This is a genomic window from Nocardia sp. A7 (genome assembly GCF_046549215.1).
Taxonomy (GTDB): domain Bacteria; phylum Actinomycetota; class Actinomycetes; order Mycobacteriales; family Mycobacteriaceae; genus Nocardia.
In genome coordinates this window covers 313,137-331,725 of sequence record NZ_JAJPWE010000001.1, presented here as the reverse complement: position 1 = coordinate 331,725, position 18,589 = coordinate 313,137, and the positions used below count along the sequence as shown (strand labels likewise).

Here is an 18,589-nt window from a genome sequence, read left to right as displayed (position 1 = left end):
GCCGTGATCGTCCGGCGTCGACGAGCTCTCACCCCTCCGGCGGGGGTGAGAGCTTGTCGATCAGTTCGAGACCCTGCTGCGCCCAAGCGATTTCGGCTTCCGCGCGCGCGATCAGACCGTCGTAGGCGAACGCCTTGTAGGCGAGTATTCGCTCGTGGTCGGCCTCGGGATAGCGCTCCAGGCGTTTGGCGATGGTCGTGTTGCTGCGGTCCAGAATCGCCGCGCGGGTTGCCGTCCACTGCTCGACCTGATCGCGGTGGTGCGCGATATGGCGGCGCATGTGCTCGCGGGCGTGGTCGGGTTGCGCCCATTCCAAGTAGGCGGCCTGCATGTGGGGGGCGTCGCGACCAGGGGCGTAGTCGAGGGGGGTGTCCATCCACTCGCGCAGCACGTCGATTCCGGTGTCGGTGACGCGATAGCGCTTCTTGGTGCTGTTGGGGCCCCACCGCACCTCTTCGCCCGCGAGCAGGCCCTCCTTCTCCATCCGTCGCAGTTCCGGATAGATCTGCGAATCGGGCGCATGCCAGACATGGCCGACCGAGGCGCTGAAGTGCTTGGCCACGTCGTAGCCGGTCAGTGGCTCGGCGGTGAGCAGGGCCAGCAGGGCGTATCGCAGGCTCATGATGTCCTCTCGGCAAGGGAGTGTTGCCAATCACTATATCGATAGTTAGTGTGTGTCTCACGCCACTGAATAACTATGGCGATAGTGATTTGCCGAAAGGTGCCGCTCATGACGAATCCCAGCCCGGCCGGGGCGACCGCGAAATCCCTCGGCTTCCCGCGTAATGCCTGGTACGCCGCGGCGTGGGACCACGAGATCACCGCGAAATCGATCCTCGCCCGGACCGTCGCGGGCCGATCCCTCGCGCTCTACCGCACCGAATCGGGCCGCCCGGTCGCACTGGCGGACGCGTGCTGGCATCGGCTCGCGCCGCTGTCGATGGGCAAGCTGGTCGGCGCGGACGAAGTCCAATGCCCCTATCACGGGCTGCGCTACAACTCCGCGGGCCGCTGCACCTTCATGCCCGCCCAGCAGACCATCAACCCCAGTGCCGTCGTGCGGTCCTATCCGATCGAGGAACGCCATCGCTTCGTCTGGGTCTGGACCGGTGACCCGATGCGCGCCGACCCGGCCCTGATTCCCGATATGTTCCAGATGGATTCGCCGGAGTGGGCCGGTGACGGACGCACCATCCCGGTCGACACCAACTACACGCTGGTGCTCGACAACTTGATGGACCTGACCCACGAGGAATTCGTGCACTCCTCGTCGATCGGCCAGGACGAACTCAGCGAATCAGACTTCACGGTGACCCACGACGACCGCACCGTCACCGTCACGCGCTGGATGCTCGACATCGATCCACCGCCGTTCTGGCGCAAGAACATGCGCGACAAGTTCCCGGACTTCGAGGGCCACGTCGACCGGTGGCAGATCATCGAATTCCAGGCGCCCTCGACCATCCGCATCGATGTCGGTGTCGCCAAGGCGGGCACCGGCGCCCCGGAAGGTGACCGCAGTCAGGGCGTCAACGGCTTCGTGATGAACACCATCACGCCCGCGACCGAGCGCAGCGCCCACTACTTCTGGGCGTTCATGCGCGACTACCGGCTCGAAAGTCAGCTCATCACCACGCAATTGCGCGAGGCGGTGCACGGCGTCTTCGGTGAGGACGAGGCCATGCTCGCAGCCCAGCAGCGCGGCATCGACGCCCACCCCGATCACGAGTTCTACAACCTCAATATCGACGCGGGCGGCATGTGGATGCGCAGGTTGATCCAGCGCATGATCGACGCCGAACAACTGGTCGCGACGGCGGTGCGCTGAGATGACCGGCAATCAGATCACCTGGCAGCGGGGCACCGTCACCGCCAGTACCCGCGCCGCCGACGGAATCGCTCGCATCGTCGTGCGGACCGAACAGCGTGTGCGTGCGGATCCCGGCTCCCATGTCGACGTGCGGATCGGCCCCGACGCCGTGCGGTCGTACTCGATCGTCGAAACCGACGGCGCCGGTGTGACTCTCGGCGTTCGTCTGTCGCCGACATCGCGCGGTGGATCGGCCTTCATGCACGCCCTGACACCCGGTGCGGCCATCGACATCACCGCCCCGCTGCAGGACTTCCCGCTCCGGATCGGGGCGCCCCGGTATGTCCTGCTCGCGGGCGGGATCGGGATCACCGCCATCGCGGGCATGGCCGGGGCGCTGGCGCGGCTGGGCGCCGACTACACCCTCGTCTATGTCGGCCGCAGCCGTGCCGGGATGGCCTTCCTACCGGAACTGACCGCGCTGCACGGTGATCGGCTGCGCCCGCACATCGACGACGAGGGCACCGGCCTCGATGTCGCGGCCCTCGTGGCCGACGCCGATCCGGAGTCGGAGCTGTACATGTGCGGACCCATCCGGCTGATGGACGCCGTGCGCCGCGGCTGGCTGGCCGCGCAACTGCCGCTGCCGAACCTGCGCTACGAAACCTTCGGCAACAGCGGCTGGTTCGACACCGAGGAGTTCACCGTCCGGGTGCCCCGCTTGGGCATCGAAACCTCCGTCCGCACCGGCGATTCCCTGCTCGAAGCGCTCGAACGCGCGGGCGCGGAGGTGATGGCGGACTGCCGCAAGGGCGAATGCGGTCTGTGCACGGTCGGCATCGTCGACCTGCGCGGCGCGGTCGATCATCGCGACGTGTTCTTCAGCGATGCGCAGAAGGCCAGGGCTCGCCAGCTCTGCGCGTGCGTCTCCCGCGTGGTGCGCGATCGCGCCGATGCCTGCCCCGGCGTGCTGACCGTCGACATCCCCTGAGTGCCTCGCGCACTCACCCCCGAGCTTCCTGATTCACCCTCGAGAAAGAAATTCAGATGGACCTGCGCGCCCGCATAGACGCGGCACCGATGAGCGCCTACCAGTGGCTTATCGTCGGACTCTGCGTCGTACTCAACATGCTCGACGGCTACGACGTGATGGCACTGGCCTTCACCGCCAAGAGCATCGGCAACGACTTCGGTCTCTCCAGCGCGCAAACCGGTGTGCTGCTCAGTGCCGGTCTGGTCGGGATGGCCATCGGTGCGCTCGTTCTCGCACCACTGGCCGACAAATTCGGCCGCCGCCCGCTGATCCTGTCCTCGGTCGCGATGGCGACGGTCGGCATGGCCATGTCCGCGACCGCCGGTTCGGCGCTGCAGCTCGGCGTGTGGCGCGTACTCACCGGGCTCGGCGTCGGCGGAATCCTGGCCTGCACCAATGTGATCGCCAGCGAGTACTCCTCCACGCGCTGGCGTGGATTGTCCATCGGGCTCTACACCGCGGGCTACGGGCTCGGCGCGACACTCGGCGGCCTGGCCGCGGTGTTCCTGCGCGACGAGTACGGCTGGCGGGTGGTGTTCGTCTGCGGTGCCGTCCTCACCGGTCTGGCGCTGGTGCTGTTGGCGCTGCTGCTGCCGGAGTCGGTGGACTTCCTGCTCACCGGTGGGCGGCGTGACGTGCTCGCCCGGGTCAATCGCATCGCGGCTCGCATCGGCCAGGAACCGCTGCGCGAACTTCCCCCGGTACCTGCCGCAGGCGCGCCGCGCGCAGGCCGGGTCGCCGACCTGTTCGCGGGCGGCAACACCCGTCCCACCCTGCTGCTGTGGACCGCGTTCTTCGCGACTATGTTCGGCTTCTACTTCATCAACTCCTGGACGCCTGCGCTGCTCGAGACGGCGGGCATGAGCAAGGACCAAAGTGCGACGGCGGGAATGATGCTCGCCCTCGGCGGCACGCTGGGCTCGGTGATCTTCGGTGCGCTCGCCACCCGCTGGACCGCGCGCACCGTCCTGCTCGTCTTCACCGTTCTCACCGCCGCGGCCATGGTGGTCTTCATCTCCAGTACGTCGATCATCGGGCTGGCCTTCGCGCTCGGCGTCGTGGTCGGCAGCCTCGTCAACGGCTGCATCGCCGGTCTGTACACCCTGAGTCCGGCGTTGTACGAGGCGCGGATGCGCAGCACCGGCGTCGGCTGGGCGATCGGCGTCGGCCGAGCGGGCGCGATCCTGGCCCCGATGGCAGCCGGACGCCTGCTCGACGCCGGTTGGTCGGCCGCGCAGCTGTATATCGCGGTCGCGGGTGTGGTGCTGCTCGCCGCGGTGGCGCTGCTGATGATGCGCCCGCCGAAGCCGAGCCCGCAGATCGATCTCGCCCCGGCGGCAACCGCCCCGGTGGGGATCAGCTGACAACGGATGCGCTACGTGTGACCCTGTGGGCTACAGGAGTGCCGATGTGTGGACTTCGGTGAGACCACCGTCGACGCGGAGGTCGTGACCGTTGACGAAAGTGGCGTCGGACGAAGCCAAGAAGGCGACGGCGGCGGCGACATCGTCGGCGGTACCGACGCGGCCCGCGGGGGACAGCGCCGCGACTCCCCGCTGAGCGGCTTCGGAAAGCTCGGCGCGGAAGGCCGGGGTGTCGATGTAGCCGGGGCTGACCGAGTTCACCCGGATACGCCGTGGCGCCAATTCCGCTGCGAGAGTGCGGGTCAGGTTGTGCACTGCCGCTTTGCTCGCGGAGTACAGGGCAGAGCCGGGGACCCCGAGATGCAGGCCGAAGGAGGCGTTGATGACGATCGAGGCGTGGTCAGGGAGCAGCGGCAGAGTCTTCTGGATGGTGAAGAACGCGCCCTTGAGGTTGCTGCCGATCACCTGGTCGAACAGTGCGCCGGTGACCTGGTCGATCGACTGGAACGAACCGATACCCGCGTTCGCGAACACCAGATCGAGGTGCCCGAAGTGCTCGGCGACCGCGGCGACGAGGTTATCCAGATCGCCGATATCGGCAGCATCACCGGCGATTCCGTGCGCCTGACCGCCGAGCTCACCGACAGCGGCATCGAGCCGCTTCTCGTCCCGCCCGGTGACTACGACCCGAGCCCCCTCCGCGATCAACCGATGCGCGGTAGCCAACCCCATCCCACTACTCCCACCGGTGATCAGCGCGGTCTTGCCATCGAATCGAGAACTGTTGTGCGTCATGGATTCAGCGTGGCAGTCAGCCGACCGAGTAGGCAGTGCGCAGTTATCGGGGGTGTGCCACCACCAGGCTGGCCGATGTCGGAGTGCCCGTGGGTCACGCGGATTCGGTCAAGCGCAGCCGGGGGAGCATGGCCAGGCGATCGGCGGTGTCGGTGTTCGGTTTCGGGTTGTAGAGCACCAGTGACCAATTCGGGTGGTCGGCGACGGTGAACGTGGTGGCATCGAAGAAGAGATCGCCCACTTCGGGGTGGTGTAGCGCGTTCACGGCTTGAAGCGGGGCGCCGACGTCGTGGCGCTCCCACAGTTCCGCGAACTCGGGCTCGGCCGCAGCGAGTTCACTTGCTACCCGCTGAAATTCGTCGTCCTGCGGGACTAGGGCCGCATCCGCGCGATAAGCGGCGACCACACCAGGTGCGGCAGCTGCCCACACTTCGGGCAGTCCTCGATAGCGAGGGCTGGTGAAGAACGTAACCAGGCAGTTGTGCGGCTCCCCCTCAGCACAACCGAACACGCGCCCCGCAAGCGCATTGAACGCCAAGATGTTCCAGTACCGATCCCGCACAATCGCAGGCCCCCGCTCCCACCCATCGATCACCGCCCGCACTTCCACGCTCACCTCGGTAGCCGACCCACCCACAGGCGGCGGATTGAGCCCCGCAAGCAAATACAGATGCCCCCGCTCCGTCTCACTCATCCGCAGCACCCCCGCCACCGCATCGAGCACTTCACCCGACACCGTGATCTCACGCCCCTGCTCCAACCACGTGTACCAAGACACCCCAACCCCAGCCAACATCGCGACTTCTTCGCGCCGAAGGCCAGGCGTCCGCCGCCGCCCCACCACCGGCAGCCCCACCTCGCCCGGCCCAATAGCCTCCCGTCGCGACCTCAGAAAGTCGCGCAACTGTTCGCGCCGCCGGGCAGATGCCGCACTGACCATGCAACCAAGGTATCAACGCGGGAATTGCCGTGCTGCCCGATGTCGGTGAGCCGGCCTTACCCTGAGCGAGGGTTCCGCCTATGGCCGGTGGCGTCCTGCCTGATAGTTGAGGCAGACCAACCGCATCGGCTCTGGAGCCGACCGTCTACGAGCCGTCGTGTGCCCGAGCGACCAGCGACACGAGTTCCTTTGCGGTGAGGCTGTTTCCAGCGATAGTGTGCCGAGAATGCGGGCTGTGCATACTGCCATCTGAATCGCAGACAACTCCACCGCTTTCTCTGACGATGACTGTTCCCGCCGCGATATCCCACGGGTTGTTCGACAGGATCACACAACCGTCCGTGCTGCCATCGGCTACACATGCGAGGTCGTAGGCGGCTGTTCCGAACATTCGGATACGTTCTGCCCGCTCGGCCAGTAAGGCTGTCAACGCGAGTCGGGGTCGGTTCCTTTTGGTTGCGTCCTTGCCAACGGCGTAGTCGCCCATTGAGACTATCGACTCCGAAAGCTCAGAAGCGCTCGCGACGTGGATTCGCTCACCATTTCGATATGCCCCCAATCCGACTGCTGCGTAGTATTCGAGACCAAGTGCGGGCATCGTGATAACCCCGATTGTTGGACTGTTGAATTCAAAGAGCGCCAACGAGATTCCAAACAGCGGAATTCCGTGAATAAGATTGGAGGTTCCATCAATAGGGTCTAAGGTCCAAAATGGCCCGCTGCGCGTAGGCGCATCTTCCCCTTCTTCGCCGAGGAACCCTATGCCTGGCGTCTCCGATTCCAGGAAGGATTGAACGCTCTCCTGGACCGCAATATCGATATCGGTAACAAAATCGCGATCGCCCTTCGATGAAACCGACGCGACGTTCCTTGATTCAACTATGGATACGCCTATGGAAACCGCGCTACGCGCAGAATCAAGCAGAGATTCCCTGGTTTTGTTCAATTTCCGGTTCCGTTCCCTCACGCCACATTTCTTCGAAGACCTCAGAGAATGTCTGAAAAATGCCTCGGCTGCCACTTTGTCGCGCAACAAATGTTGGAGACTCCAGACCGCGCGCGAACGGTAGGTATGGCTGCATCACGCATAGCTCAGAATCAACAATGCAAATGTTGAATCGGGCGGGTGCGTCATATGTGCGGATTGCGATATTGCCGCCCATCGTAGAGTTCCATTTCGATCTAACCCGCTGCAGCATATGAATATTGAGCCTTGTGAGACTGGTCAAAGCGCCAGGTGCGTGGCTCTCCTCCTGCTCTCGCGCTTGGATGCTCCGCCCATTGGGGTCGAGGAAAAGGCAGCGCATGGATGTGCCTTCCCTCATCATCCGTAGAACCTCACTGTCCGAGCATTGCTGGCACAGGATATTGAGAGATATTCCGGCAACGTCAATCGTTCGAGCGTCTCGGAAGAGTTCCTGAGGCGAGGTTGACTCAAGGAAATCGGCCCTTCTCGGAAAAACACTCTCAATATCGGAAATCCTTTCCATGTCAACTTGTTCTGAAAAGTTTACTTTCTGTGTCCGGTCGGATAAGGAACCACCTTCGATGAATCCTGAGAACAGCTCCGCTGCGGTCCATCCGGGAAACATTTCCTGAAGTACGCGACAATGGTGCGGATAGGGAAGTGTTGATATGTTTCCCGCCAACCATCGGTAAAACTGGGCTTTCTTAGGCCCCGCTCCCACTGCTCCTGGATCAATCGCGAGGGCAGCTCTATCGTATTCGCGGTTGAACGCTGAAACTGTTTGTATATGTCGTTCTTGAAGTAGAGCTTTGAGTACCGTCCCCACGTCATACCCCCTTATCATTATGTGACCCGCTCGGCTGAGCGTAGCTTGCATGAGCCACAGAAGAAACCCGATCAGACATCAAAGTTCTAGATAAGACATCCTCGGCGTCGCCGCGATACCGCTCGACGTACGACAGTTGACGGCGAACGACACCCACAACGGCTGTTGCACCGGTTCCCCGGTGCCGCGAATGCCCAACCAGTCGGCCCACGAGGAAGAACACGACGATGCAGCGAGCCTGTCTGACGAGCCATGCAAATCAAACTGCTGAACTATCAGCGCTTCTCTCATTTCTCGGCCATATCGGCCTGGTTCGTTCCGTCTCGCTACCCAAGCGCATCCCCGGGCAGTACACAACTGAGTTCGGTCCAGCACCTGTCGATCTTGTTCGTGTAGAGGTCCCCGGCCAGATCGCAACTGCTGCCGAGCGTGCGCGGGCTGCCCGGTCATTCCTACATCGCCTGCCGACGCCAGGCCACACCCAACTCGAAAGGTAGGCAATGACATACGCGAAAATACCTGCGTCCCTGCAAGATTCGCCGCTCTCACGCAGCATGTTCTACCGGCGAATCTGTAGCCTGCCGACGTTCGTGGACACGGTTACGGGGCAGATCATGATGACGGCCGGATCGACCGGCGCGGTCATGATGCCGACAGACCTCGCGCAGCGGGTAAAGGTCGAGTTGCATCGCCGCAACGTCGGTCCGTGCCCGATCATCGGCCATTCTCGGGCGCGGGCATGGTCCTACCTCGTCCGCACTGGAGACATGCGCCCGATCGGTGACCCCGGCGCGCTCGCCGAACTCTGGCGCGCGCACGTGGTCGTGATCCGCGACGGCAACATCGTGTTGCCGTCGCCGAGCCCAGACCACCACGCCCACCGAAGCTGGATAGTCCCCGCGACCACCCCCTTCCGGCCGTCTGGGACCACGGTCCTGGCTTGCGTCCGCCACGTCTTGGACGCGGCCAAGCCGCGCACCCACGGCCCCTACTGACCTGGGCCGGGAAGGACACCGCCCGTGCTGCACCCGAATGCCGATCCATTTGTGGGGTCACCGTGTCCAGATGAACCCGATATCCACCTCACAGTTCAATTCGCAAGCATCCGAATGGATTTCGCCGCCTGCCTGACAGCTGCGCTGGTGTTCGTGCAAGACATGGCCGCCCGCCGACCCTGCACCGTCGCAGTGGATTCCGGGCACTGTGTCGGGCTCCCGCGACTCCCGAACGAGCGGCTTTACCTACTGCCCTGACCCGAACATTTTCGACCAATTGAATGGCCTTCGCGCCCGGTGAGGACCCGAGACACCTCACCCGGCCCGCGCGAAGGCGGCCCCGGACTCGTACCCGGCGATGTGGCGATGTCCGGGGCCCCAATCGTTCCCGATCCACACAGCCCCATCCCACCACCCGCCACGGGCACGGCCCGACACCACAGGACCACCTGAATGCCTCGAACCACCGGCGACCCCGAGCCGCGCCGGTTCGAGGGTGGGGAAAACCCCGGAGGCCGCCCAACCGGCCTCCGGGGGCACCCACACCACCCACTGACCAGCAACGCTGGAAGGCCCCGACCAACTCCCGGACCGTGCGCCCCTCGTCACGGGCTCTGGAGTTGGTCGGGGGCCTTCCGTCGCAGACGCGGCAGGAGTCCCACCATGACCACCCGCCCACCGAACCTGATCGACCCCTACCAGCCCAACTCCGCACGCCTGCACAGCGTGTTCCTCGGCGGGAAAGACCACTACGAACCCGACCAGGCGCTGGCCGAGAAGCTGTCGAGCAGCACGATCAGGCCCGCGGTCACAGAATCCCGTCGCTTCACCCGGCGCGCGGTCGAATACCTGTCCGATCATCACGGGGTGTCCCAGTTCGTCGAACTCGGGTGCGGTCTGCCCCACACCCCTGACATTCACGACATCGCCGAACAACACAACAGCACCGCTCGGACGTTGTACGTCGACTCCGACACCGTCGTGGCCGCTCATGGTCGCGCGATGCTGCACGAACCGCCTACCCGGTACTTCACTGATACCGACATCACCGACACCGACACGATCCTGAGCGACATCACCACCGTGATGGACATGGCAGCACCGGTCGCGGTGTGCGTGTCGGGCACCGCGGAATGGAGCAGCGACGCACCCGCCGTACTCGCGGCGTTGACCGACCGGTTCCCGGCCGGGACATGGCTCGTGCTCACCCACGTCACCGACGAGTTCTACCCCGACCACATCCGGGCCGCCGCCGAAACCCTGCGTCGAGCGGGTATCCCGTATCACCCACGCGGACGAGACGAGATCACGGCCATGCTCGCCGGGTACCACCTCCTCGCGCCCGGTCTGATCGCCCCGCACCGATGGCCACCCACTCCCAGCCGCGACGACGACAGCGACAGCGAAATCGGCGACGGGGACGGAATTCGGCGGCTGTCAGCTACCGCACCGCGCCATCGCGCGGCGTGGGATCTGAGCGCCTACGCCGCTATCGGCCAACGACAGCAGTAGAGAACAGGACCCGAATTTACCGGGTGTCGCCCCCCTGGGCGGTCGCGACTTCGACCCACGCCGGTGCATCCCCGACCGGCACCACTCACCACTCAACGAAGGGAGCACGGCTATGTCCCGTGCTGCAATCCCCGTCCACGTCGACAAAGACACCACCTTGCGCGTCAAGATCATTGACGCATGCGGCCTGACTTGCACGTTCTGTCATAACGAAGGCACGCCGGTAGCCGTTGACAACCGAGACCGTTTGCAGGGTGCCTTCCTCGCTGCTGGGGCGAGCGGGCGTATGTCGATCTACGCCCAAAGCAACGGCGCGGCCTTCCTCCCGGCCCAGGTCCCCGACAACGATGAATTCGCCGATGCGCTCACGGTGCTCGGTGATGCGCTGGAGCTGACCGAAGTTCACCTGACCGGCGGCGAGCCGACCTTGCATCCGGCCGTCGCCACGCTGACGAAGATCGCCGTGGATGCCGGGTTCCGAGTCGGCATGACTTCGAACGGTGAGCGCGGCGAGCGCGTGATGGGTGATTGTGCCGCTGCCGGACTTGACCGGGTGAACTTCTCCATCTTCGGCACCACCGCATCCGAACTCGCCGACGTGCAGCACCTCCGATACCGCAATCCTGTTCTGGCCCAACGCAGAATCGACGCACTCGAACGCGCGATCACAGCGTGCGAGACCCATGGAGTCAAAGCCAGCGCCAACATCGTCGTCCCCGACCACACACACGCCCCACGAGTGCACCGGCTACTCGATGAGTTCTCCCCGAACCTGACAGTCCGGTTGCTGATGTCACTCGACCACGGCGACAGGTCGATCACCGCGATAGAACGCATCCTCGCCGAGCGAGGCGCTGTTGCCGAAGCCCACTACGTCACGGCCGGAGGTTCCAACTCGCGCACCGCCTACCGTTTGCCCGATGGACGGCGCATCCTCTTCAAGCACATCCGCCCCGTGCGGTTACCGAACACATGCGCCGGATGCCGGTTCAACAACGGCACCGATTGCGAGGAAGGCTTCTACGGCCTGCGGCTCTACTACGACCGCACCGGCACCTTCCAAGTCGGAGTGTGCATCCATCGCATGGACCTCTGCCTACCTCTAGACGAGTTCCTGACCAGTCCCTTGCGTACCGAAGTGCTCGAACTTCGGGTTGCCGAGTACACCCGTCTCACGACACGCCGAGTCGGATAACCTCACCCCCAACGCAACTCAGAAGGAGTCCCCGTGCCCATCGAGCACGAAGCGAAGATCCTCGACATCGACCCCGACACCATTGACCGTCAAATCCTGGACGAAGGCGGTCACAAGCTCGGTGAGCGATTCATGCGCCGCTACGTCTACGACATCACACCCGGCGTCGACGGCAAGTGGATCAGGTTGCGCGACAACGGAAATAGCACCACGCTCGCGGTCAAAGAGATCGCCAGCGACGCCATCGACGGCACACACGAGGTGGAGGTGAGCGTCGGCGACTTCGCCGCTACCAACGCCCTGCTCGAGATGATGGGATTCTCTGCGAAGTCGTACCAGGAAACCAAGCGGATCAGCTACACGCTCGAAGGCGCTCAGCTCGAACTCGATACCTGGCCCCGGATCCCCCCGTATCTCGAAATCGAGGCAGCCACCAAGGCCGACGTCATCCGTGTCGCCGAACTGCTCGGCTACACCGAAGCAGACCTCACCGGCGAGAACACGATCAAGATCTACGCACGCCACGGGATCGACCTCAACGCGATACGAGAACTGCGCTTCTGACCCTTTCCCGTATTTTGCTGCCAAATGCCCAACAGCAGAACCGCGCAAGGCTCCGGCCGCCCATACAGTGTGGGGGTCGTCGTAAATCGGCCGAGGGCAGTGATGCCGGATCGGGCGAAGCGATGACATGCGAGCTACTGCAGCACTCTGCGGGCTTGCCACCGAACAATCCGGTCACCTGTCAGGGAGTGTGTAGCGGACATTTCACCCTGGCGAGTTGGGCCGCCTCTGCGTCTCGAGTTCGGAGCAGTCCGCGCGATCAGCGGCAGATGCGGACCTTCGAGACCGCGCGCCCAGCGGCATCTGCGGATATGTCGAAGAAGGGCCAGTACCTCACCACGATCTCGGCCTGCGCCCATGCCGAACTTGTCGGCGGCTGGTCGTAGCGTTCATGGAATGAACTGGAGACCGTGGTTGGAACTGTGGAGCGAGGAATGGATCGCCAGCAGAGATCCTGATGAGTTGGATCCCGAGGTGGTGCAGCAGCGCTGGCTCGGGTACACCCCGGCCACCGAGGCCGACATCGCCGCGGTCGAGCAGCGCCTCGGCCTGCGGTTGCCACCCTCCTATCGCAGCTTCCTGCTGACCACCGATGGATGGCGCCATGCCGGGGAATTCGTGCAGAAGATGCGCGACACCACGAATCTGGGATGGCTACGTGACCTCGAACCAACCTGGGAGTCCTGGGCCGACCTGATCACCGAGCCACCAGTCGACGCGCCGGGTAACCCGTTCAGTCGCGGACTACTGATCTCGCTGCACGCCGACGTCGGAGTCCTGTTCCTCGACCCGGCCGACCGCGACGAGAACGGCGAATGGGCCGCCTACAGCGTGTTTTCCTGGGGGGTGTTCCCGCAGCGGTATCCCTCGTTCACCGCCCTCATGGAATCGAAGTACCAAAGCCTTCATCAAATACGTCAGCCGGCGGGCAAAACCCGTGACAACTGGGATCTGGTGGCCGAACAGGCACGAGGCGAAGCCCTTTCCGGGGACATCGACACAGCCATGGCGGCCCTGGAGAAAGCCCAGCATTTCGGCCAGTCACGCGCCACGGTCTTACGAACCCAGCTCCAGATGTTCCTCAGCACCTCTTCCTCCTACGATGCCTCCCGGATCCTTTCGCGTGTGCTACCGCTGGCGCCCGTTCCGGAGGAATTCTTCACCGGTCCACTGTTCACCGACGAGTTCGTGCCATGCATGTTCCTGCAACACGCACACAAAGAACCCTGGTATGGCTCCGCGCTCGATCGTGCCCAGATGGTCGACGACCCCGGAGGCGAGATCAAACGTGCCATCGACGGGCACCGGGCCCGGGTAGAGCGGCCCGGCTACCAGCTCTCCTACGGCAACCAAGCATTCGACGCCGCGGTACGAAAGGCGCTCGCGCAACACCACTCCGACCCGGAGGCGCTGTGGCATGCGCTCGAGGCCGCGATGGCGCATTGGCAGCCCCGTACGCCAGATCACATCGCCCCGGTCGCATTGCTCGCCGACCCGGTGCTGGCGTACAGCCTCACCCCGGAACGCGGGCGCGCGCTGTTGAGCCAACCGCGCAGCGGCCGCTGACCCGGCGAGGCTGACCGAATCGGTTCCTTCATCGGTTGCGTGCGACCGGGCGATAACTCGGTCCTCACCTCCCACCCGCACCGGCACCCGGATCATCTGCGACCACGCCGGGATAGCACGCTCATCGGCAGAAGAGTGCGTTGGCGGCTGGTGCGGCGGCCCTCGGGATCCCGCAGAGCGCTGACTCCATCGGCAAAGTTCGCGGCGTTGGCTACCTTCAGCTCCGTGATCTATCCAGGCGGGGATTCGGCTTCGCGAGTGGCGCAGCTGGCGGACATCGCGCACGAGGACTGGATGCAGGACTGGCCTATCGAGGTATCCGATACGGTACGGCTCGATGAATTCGTTTGTCTGCTGCTCGCGACCAAGACCGACTGGGAGCTGAGTTTCTGGTTGCTGGATCTGGTCCTCCAGTCGGCCGCAGACGAACCGCTGGCGGGTGAGACCGCACCCTCAGTCGCTGTGAGCGGTCCCCCGCAGAGAGACTCTGGTGGGACCTCGACAGTGCGGAGCACCGGCCACAGGACATCATCTGGCGGCGTTCCACGCCGGTCCGAGGGCTCGGCCCATTTAGCCTGCCGGACTGAGGTGACTTCCGAGCCAAGTGTGGATGTCGCCGATTGCGGCCCGCGCCATCGGGGTCGGGTGTCCGGTGAACCCGTGGGGCGAATCGGGGTAGATGCGGAGATCGATCTCTACCCCCGAGGCTGATAGTCGAGCCGCCATTGCCAGGTTGTCCTGCAGCAGGATGTCGGCTTCGCCGACGACCATGAGGGTCGGGGGCAGGTTGGAGAGCTCGGCGTAGATCGGGGAAAGGTCGGGGTCGGTTCGGTCCGGCGCCGCACCGGCGTACGCCTCGAGGAAGTATTCGTCCGCGATCAGACGTCCGGCCGGTGTCTGTGCGCTCAGGTCATAAGTTCCGAATTGCAGCACGGCACAGTCGAATGCGGTGACCCCCTGGTCACGCAGGCGCAGCAACGTCGTCATCGCCAGCGTTGCGCCCGCCGAGAACCCGCCGACAGCGAGCTCGGCTGTACCGAAGCGGTGCCCGGCATTCTCGATCAGCCATAGCGCGGCGGTTTCGCAATCGTCCGGCGCAGCAGGCCACGGATGTTCGGGTGCGAGCCGATATTCGACGCTCGCGACAGCGAGGCCGAGGGTGTCCGCGAGCCTGCGGTTGCGGACATCGCTGTCGGCGGCCGATCCCATGTAGAAGCCGCCCCCGTGGATCTCCAAGAACACACCGTTCACCGCGCTGCCCACGGGAGTGTGGATCCGCAGTGGGACACGGCGTCCATCGATAGTCACAAGCTCTTCAACAGGCGGTGGACTCACTGGGGCAGGATCTGCGGCACCGGATCGGACTGCGCGAAGCTCCTCCAAACTATTCGGACCTCTTCCAGCCGAGCGTTTTTCGTAGAAGGCGCGTGACTCGTCGGCGAGAACCCGCAGGCGAGGGTCGATCAGATCGGCCAGTCCGAGTCGCATGGAAACCGATCGTAGGGGAGAGGTCGCGATCTGTACCGGCTGCGTCGTCAGCCCACAGTCACGACAGAACGGAGCAGGCCGCCGAGATTCTCTATTGCTGCGCGGGCATTGGCGATACCGATGCGGGCGGCGATAGTGGGCGAGAGCAGCGCGCTGGGTTTGTCGACGAGTCCCATCACTCGGTACAGGGTTGTCGCGACCGTGGCGTCACGTTCGGCGGCGATCAGGACCGGATCGAGCGCCGCGACGGCGGCTCGGACCGGCAACGAGGCACTGGCGCTGACGTGTGGCATGGCGCCGTCGGCGATTACCGTGAGTTGCCAGGCGTTGTCGATCTCGGGCGTGACCGCCGTGTAAAACCTTGTGGCAAGGTCTTTTTCACCCCGGGCGAGGCATTCGCGCAGCACTGCCATCTGGATCGCGGCGACTGTCATGCCCTGGCCGTAGACGGGGCTGAAGCTGCACAGGCTGTCGCCGACCGCGAGCAGACCCTCGGGGAAACGGGCGAGCCGCTCGTAGCGGCGGCGCAGGTTGGCTTTGTACCGGAAGGTCGAGATGTCGCCCAGTAGTTCACCGTTCTTGATGGCATCGCGTACGTCGGGCGGGGCGATGGCTGCGGCGAAGTCGAGGAATCCTGCCTGGTCCTTCGGTGGTTCCTCGCCGTCGTGGCCGATCAGCGTCAGGATGTGGCGATTACCTTCGACGGCGAACAAGGCGAGGGCACGCGGCGGTAGATCGCGTACGCCGATCGTGACCAGCTTGTCGCGGGGCAGCGCGTCCAGCGGCAGTTGGATGAACGCACTGCGGTAGACGATGTCGATCGTGGTGCCTTCTTCGGCCGGTCGGTCGTAGCCGAGCTTGTCCAGCCATGCGGGGACGACGCTGGCGCGACCCATCGATGCTACGACCAGGTCCGCGTCGACGGTTTCGCGCGTGCCGTCCGAGCGGTCCGAGATCGCGACACCGGTTACCCGCGTTCCGTCGGCGCTGACAACGGGTGCCCCGGCGTCGCATCTGTCGCGGATGGTGACGTTGGGCAGCGCCTCGACTCGCCTGCGGAGGTGATGCTCCAGGTGTGGGCGACTTGCCTGAAATGCTCTGTGCCCGGTCGATACTCGCTTGAGGGTTCGACCGGCCATGGTGAAGCGGACTTCGCTGAGCGCATCGCATTCGACCACACCGCTTGTTCGCATGTCCTGACCGAATCCCGGGAACAGCTCCTCCAGGATGTCCTTGCCCCGCGGCAGTAGCCCGTGCACATGGCGCCCCTGTGGGACGCCCTTTCGCGCCTCGGAATCCGGGAGCAGGGCATCCCGCTCGATCACCGTCACTTTCGCGTAGGCCTCACTGAGCACCCGAGCGGCCAGTAGCCCGCCGATGCCCGCGCCCAACACGACCGCGTGATCGCCGATTTTCCGCATGCCATACCTCCGAACGTCGATGTTCCGAGTCCTGTGCATGGACGGAGTCGCCGATCCACCACTGAGACTAATATCGAATATAGTCTCACTAGTGGACCGGCTGCAACACCAGTCATCTCATCCGGGAGTGAGGAGCATGGAGAATGACCGTCATGACCCGTGCGACACAGTCGTCCTCGTTACTCGTGGACACCGCTTTGGCGATGATGGCCGAGACCGGTCTGGACGATCTGACACTGACCGCGGTCGCTCGCCGGGCGGGCGTCTCACGCGCGACGGCCTACCGCGAGTTCGGAGACAAGAACGGTCTCATCGCAGCCGCCAGCAAAATCGAAGTAGCCCGCATGATGAGCGCCGCCTACCTGGAGATCGACGTATTCACTCCGGTGCGGCAGCTGGCGAAAGACGCTGTGGTCTTTGCCATCCCCTACCTGCGCCGACACCCGGTGATCTCCCGGCTGCGCGACCAGGAACCGGCATGGCTGCTCAATGTCGCGATCGAGCACGAAGGGTCGAAGCTCAACCTGATCGAAACCGTCGGCGCCTTCATCGCGCCACTTCTGGCGGCCCGCGACGACAGTGCATCACTGTTGGTCGCACCGGACCAGGCGGCAGAGATCGCCGTCCGGACCGTGCTGTCGCATGTGCTGATCAAACGCAGCAGTCTCACCGACGAACAGGTCGGCGACGCGGTAGCCCGCGCCGTCAGCGGCTAACGAATCCCGTACTGCGACGGATTATGCCATTCGTATCAGCAAACGACGTGTCCATACCTGCCGCGACAAAGTCAGCACTGCCCAGGATGCCAAGCCGCGATCCACCTGAACCCGGTACCGGCGGTCGGCGTCTCACATCCGCACATTCTTTCCAAGGGTCCATGTCACTGAAGTCGGCGCGACACCGAATTGGTTGCACCACAAGCAATCTGAACGCCCGCACGATGGTACTGGACGTTGCCCTCCAGGCCGTTGGTCCGCAGGCAGCCGGATCAACGGCAGCGCATCCTCTGACTGCATGCGCAATAGGCGGTAACTCTGGCGCAGTGCGGGATTGATCTCGCTGACCCGAACCTGCGCCATCCGCCGGTTCGGGCTAAGGCAACCGCACCTTTTTCGAACCCGAAGGGAAGAGCTGATGTCTGATGGCAATCGAGGATGTTTCGCGGGCGGTCACTGTGCGGAACGATGACGCGGTCACGTGTACCAGTCGTCGCCCGCAGCGCCTGTCCGCTGTTGCAGGTAGTCGGTCAACGAACCGGCGACCCACTTGCGGTCATCGGACTCGTGATCCCACACATACACCCCGGTGTTATGTCCAGATGGCAACCGGACGTAGCAAAACTGGTCACCACCGCCGTTGTCGCCAAAGAACATCAGCTGGTCGAAGGACATGTACAGCTCGGCGAAGTCGGCGTCGCGTCGGAACTCGATGTTGTGATCGATGATCTCCTGCACCGACCACACCAGCCCGGACCCCCACTCGGCCTGCACACCGTTCGTGCGCCGCAGCAGATCCCGCAATTCGTTCGGCACCGGCTGGCCGAGTTGCCCCTCGATCTGATCGATCTCGGTGTCGGAAGCCGGTGGTGCGAATTCGGCATCCGCATAGAGCCCTCCGATCAGGTCCTTCCACATATGCCAGATCCTGCCACGAGGCGAACACAGTCAATGATGGCTCCTGCGGCCTCAACTTCGCATTGCCGTGGGAGCCGTCCAGATGCACGCTTATCGGCAGAAGCGGACGTTTGCGACCGCGCGATAGGCGGCATGTGCAGGTGGTATCGGCTAGAGGCCTATCGCCGTACGGACGAGGTCGGCGATAGCTTTGGATCTGCTGTGTGGTGGCCAGGCGATGACGGTCGTGACGGCCGGTGCGTCCAGCACCGGCACGGTGGCGTGATCGTCGAGTAATTGGGCGCGGAGCGACTCGGGCACGACCGCGCAGGCCCGTCCGAGCGTGATCAGCTGGGTCGACTGGGTGTGGTCGCGAACCTGCGGGCCGGGCCGGCTGGATAACTTCCATCCCGTCGAGGCCAGCGGGGCAGGGGCAGGGCGTACTGGATACACATTCGGTATTCGGCAGCAGCGGACCTTCGTGACCGCGCGATACGCGC

18 protein-coding genes are annotated in these 18,589 nt (G+C 64.2%); 9 read left to right on the top strand and 9 right to left on the bottom strand.

What is annotated here, in order from left to right:
• Window positions 1-28 precede the first annotated feature (28 nt).
• Complete coding sequence (locus ACLJPD_RS01425) at window positions 29-622, bottom strand: PadR family transcriptional regulator (protein WP_410869843.1); 594 nt, start codon at window positions 620-622, stop codon at window positions 29-31.
• A 108-nt stretch (window positions 623-730) separates the two neighbouring features.
• On the opposite strand from ACLJPD_RS01425, the gene ACLJPD_RS01420 reads away from it, so the two are divergent.
• The 3 genes from ACLJPD_RS01420 to ACLJPD_RS01410 are packed head-to-tail and all read left to right on the top strand — an operon-like array spanning window position 731 to window position 4,207.
• The gene (locus tag ACLJPD_RS01420) at window positions 731-1,828 is read left to right on the top strand and encodes a Rieske 2Fe-2S domain-containing protein (RefSeq protein WP_410869842.1); all 1,098 of its coding nucleotides are present in this window, start codon (window positions 731-733) and stop codon (window positions 1,826-1,828) included.
• A 1-nt stretch (window position 1,829) separates the two neighbouring features.
• Window positions 1,830-2,801, top strand: coding sequence for a PDR/VanB family oxidoreductase (locus ACLJPD_RS01415; RefSeq protein ID WP_410869841.1), 972 nt, complete (start codon window positions 1,830-1,832; stop codon window positions 2,799-2,801).
• Window positions 2,802-2,857: 56 nt separating this feature from the next.
• Window positions 2,858-4,207 carry an MFS transporter gene (locus tag ACLJPD_RS01410; protein ID WP_410869840.1) on the top strand — a complete coding sequence of 450 codons (1,350 nt, stop codon included), beginning with the start codon at window positions 2,858-2,860 and terminating at the stop codon, window positions 4,205-4,207.
• A 30-nt stretch (window positions 4,208-4,237) separates the two neighbouring features.
• Here ACLJPD_RS01410 and ACLJPD_RS01405 read toward each other — a convergent pair whose 3' ends face one another.
• The 4 genes from ACLJPD_RS01405 to ACLJPD_RS01390 all read right to left on the bottom strand — a co-directional run bounded on the left by ACLJPD_RS01405 (window position 4,238) and on the right by ACLJPD_RS01390 (window position 7,735).
• Window positions 4,238-5,002, bottom strand: coding sequence for a glucose 1-dehydrogenase (locus tag ACLJPD_RS01405; RefSeq protein ID WP_410869839.1), 765 nt, complete (start codon window positions 5,000-5,002; stop codon window positions 4,238-4,240).
• Between the two features lie 94 nt (window positions 5,003-5,096).
• The gene (locus tag ACLJPD_RS01400) at window positions 5,097-5,942 is read right to left on the bottom strand and encodes a helix-turn-helix transcriptional regulator (protein WP_410869838.1); all 846 of its coding nucleotides are present in this window, start codon (window positions 5,940-5,942) and stop codon (window positions 5,097-5,099) included.
• Between the two features lie 145 nt (window positions 5,943-6,087).
• Window positions 6,088-6,888, bottom strand: a complete 801-nt coding sequence (locus ACLJPD_RS01395) for an inositol monophosphatase family protein (RefSeq protein WP_410869837.1) — start codon at window positions 6,886-6,888, stop codon at window positions 6,088-6,090.
• Entirely contained in the window at window positions 6,860-7,735 is an 876-nt protein-coding gene (locus ACLJPD_RS01390) for a DUF5919 domain-containing protein (protein ID WP_410869836.1), read from the bottom strand. Before ACLJPD_RS01390 ends, ACLJPD_RS01395 begins: the two co-directional genes overlap by 29 nt.
• A gap of 590 nt (window positions 7,736-8,325) precedes the next feature.
• Between ACLJPD_RS01390 and ACLJPD_RS01385 the strand changes: the two genes are divergently transcribed.
• From ACLJPD_RS01385 to ACLJPD_RS01365, 5 genes are all read left to right on the top strand, one after another.
• The gene (locus ACLJPD_RS01385; RefSeq protein ID WP_410869835.1) at window positions 8,326-8,730 is read left to right on the top strand and encodes a DNA-directed RNA polymerase subunit beta; all 405 of its coding nucleotides are present in this window, start codon (window positions 8,326-8,328) and stop codon (window positions 8,728-8,730) included.
• Window positions 8,731-9,393: 663 nt separating this feature from the next.
• Window positions 9,394-10,242 (top strand): SAM-dependent methyltransferase, encoded by an 849-nt coding sequence (locus ACLJPD_RS01380; protein WP_410869834.1) that lies wholly within the window; start codon window positions 9,394-9,396, stop codon window positions 10,240-10,242.
• 112 nt (window positions 10,243-10,354) lie between these two features.
• Window positions 10,355-11,437: a radical SAM protein gene (locus ACLJPD_RS01375; RefSeq protein ID WP_410869833.1), complete on the top strand. Its 1,083-nt coding sequence runs from the start codon at window positions 10,355-10,357 to the stop codon at window positions 11,435-11,437.
• Window positions 11,438-11,470: 33 nt separating this feature from the next.
• Window positions 11,471-12,001, top strand: coding sequence for a class IV adenylate cyclase (locus tag ACLJPD_RS01370; RefSeq protein WP_410869832.1), 531 nt, complete (start codon window positions 11,471-11,473; stop codon window positions 11,999-12,001).
• A 396-nt stretch (window positions 12,002-12,397) separates the two neighbouring features.
• The gene (locus tag ACLJPD_RS01365) at window positions 12,398-13,567 is read left to right on the top strand and encodes an SMI1/KNR4 family protein (RefSeq protein WP_410869831.1); all 1,170 of its coding nucleotides are present in this window, start codon (window positions 12,398-12,400) and stop codon (window positions 13,565-13,567) included.
• Window positions 13,568-14,137: 570 nt separating this feature from the next.
• Here ACLJPD_RS01365 and ACLJPD_RS01360 read toward each other — a convergent pair.
• Together ACLJPD_RS01360 and ACLJPD_RS01355 are read right to left on the bottom strand one after the other, a co-directional pair.
• Window positions 14,138-15,055: an alpha/beta hydrolase gene (locus ACLJPD_RS01360; protein WP_410869829.1), complete on the bottom strand. Its 918-nt coding sequence runs from the start codon at window positions 15,053-15,055 to the stop codon at window positions 14,138-14,140.
• A gap of 47 nt (window positions 15,056-15,102) precedes the next feature.
• The gene (locus ACLJPD_RS01355) at window positions 15,103-16,476 is read right to left on the bottom strand and encodes an FAD-dependent oxidoreductase (RefSeq protein ID WP_410869828.1); all 1,374 of its coding nucleotides are present in this window, start codon (window positions 16,474-16,476) and stop codon (window positions 15,103-15,105) included.
• A 143-nt stretch (window positions 16,477-16,619) separates the two neighbouring features.
• On the opposite strand from ACLJPD_RS01355, the gene ACLJPD_RS01350 reads away from it, so the two are divergent.
• A complete protein-coding gene (locus tag ACLJPD_RS01350; RefSeq protein WP_410869827.1) occupies window positions 16,620-17,192 on the top strand; it encodes a TetR/AcrR family transcriptional regulator in 573 nt (190 codons plus the stop codon).
• A 477-nt stretch (window positions 17,193-17,669) separates the two neighbouring features.
• Here ACLJPD_RS01350 and ACLJPD_RS01345 read toward each other — a convergent pair whose 3' ends face one another.
• Together ACLJPD_RS01345 and ACLJPD_RS01340 are read right to left on the bottom strand one after the other, a co-directional pair.
• A complete protein-coding gene (locus ACLJPD_RS01345; RefSeq protein WP_410869826.1) occupies window positions 17,670-18,110 on the bottom strand; it encodes an SMI1/KNR4 family protein in 441 nt (146 codons plus the stop codon).
• Between the two features lie 150 nt (window positions 18,111-18,260).
• A complete protein-coding gene (locus tag ACLJPD_RS01340; protein WP_410869825.1) occupies window positions 18,261-18,542 on the bottom strand; it encodes a hypothetical protein in 282 nt (93 codons plus the stop codon).
• Window positions 18,543-18,589: the final 47 nt, after the last annotated feature.

Coding starts and splice junctions, on each gene's coding strand:
- ACLJPD_RS01425 (WP_410869843.1), bottom strand. CDS start 622: ATGAGCCTGCGATACGCCCTGCTGGCCCTGCTCACCGCCGAGCCACTG.
- ACLJPD_RS01420 (WP_410869842.1), top strand. CDS start 731: ATGACGAATCCCAGCCCGGCCGGGGCGACCGCGAAATCCCTCGGCTTC.
- ACLJPD_RS01415 (WP_410869841.1), top strand. CDS start 1,830: ATGACCGGCAATCAGATCACCTGGCAGCGGGGCACCGTCACCGCCAGT.
- ACLJPD_RS01410 (WP_410869840.1), top strand. CDS start 2,858: ATGGACCTGCGCGCCCGCATAGACGCGGCACCGATGAGCGCCTACCAG.
- ACLJPD_RS01405 (WP_410869839.1), bottom strand. CDS start 5,002: ATGACGCACAACAGTTCTCGATTCGATGGCAAGACCGCGCTGATCACC.
- ACLJPD_RS01400 (WP_410869838.1), bottom strand. CDS start 5,942: ATGGTCAGTGCGGCATCTGCCCGGCGGCGCGAACAGTTGCGCGACTTT.
- ACLJPD_RS01380 (WP_410869834.1), top strand. CDS start 9,394: ATGACCACCCGCCCACCGAACCTGATCGACCCCTACCAGCCCAACTCC.
- ACLJPD_RS01375 (WP_410869833.1), top strand. CDS start 10,355: ATGTCCCGTGCTGCAATCCCCGTCCACGTCGACAAAGACACCACCTTG.
- ACLJPD_RS01365 (WP_410869831.1), top strand. CDS start 12,398: ATGAACTGGAGACCGTGGTTGGAACTGTGGAGCGAGGAATGGATCGCC.
- ACLJPD_RS01360 (WP_410869829.1), bottom strand. CDS start 15,055: ATGCGACTCGGACTGGCCGATCTGATCGACCCTCGCCTGCGGGTTCTC.
- ACLJPD_RS01355 (WP_410869828.1), bottom strand. CDS start 16,476: ATGCGGAAAATCGGCGATCACGCGGTCGTGTTGGGCGCGGGCATCGGC.
- ACLJPD_RS01350 (WP_410869827.1), top strand. CDS start 16,620: ATGACCGTCATGACCCGTGCGACACAGTCGTCCTCGTTACTCGTGGAC.
- ACLJPD_RS01345 (WP_410869826.1), bottom strand. CDS start 18,110: ATGTGGAAGGACCTGATCGGAGGGCTCTATGCGGATGCCGAATTCGCA.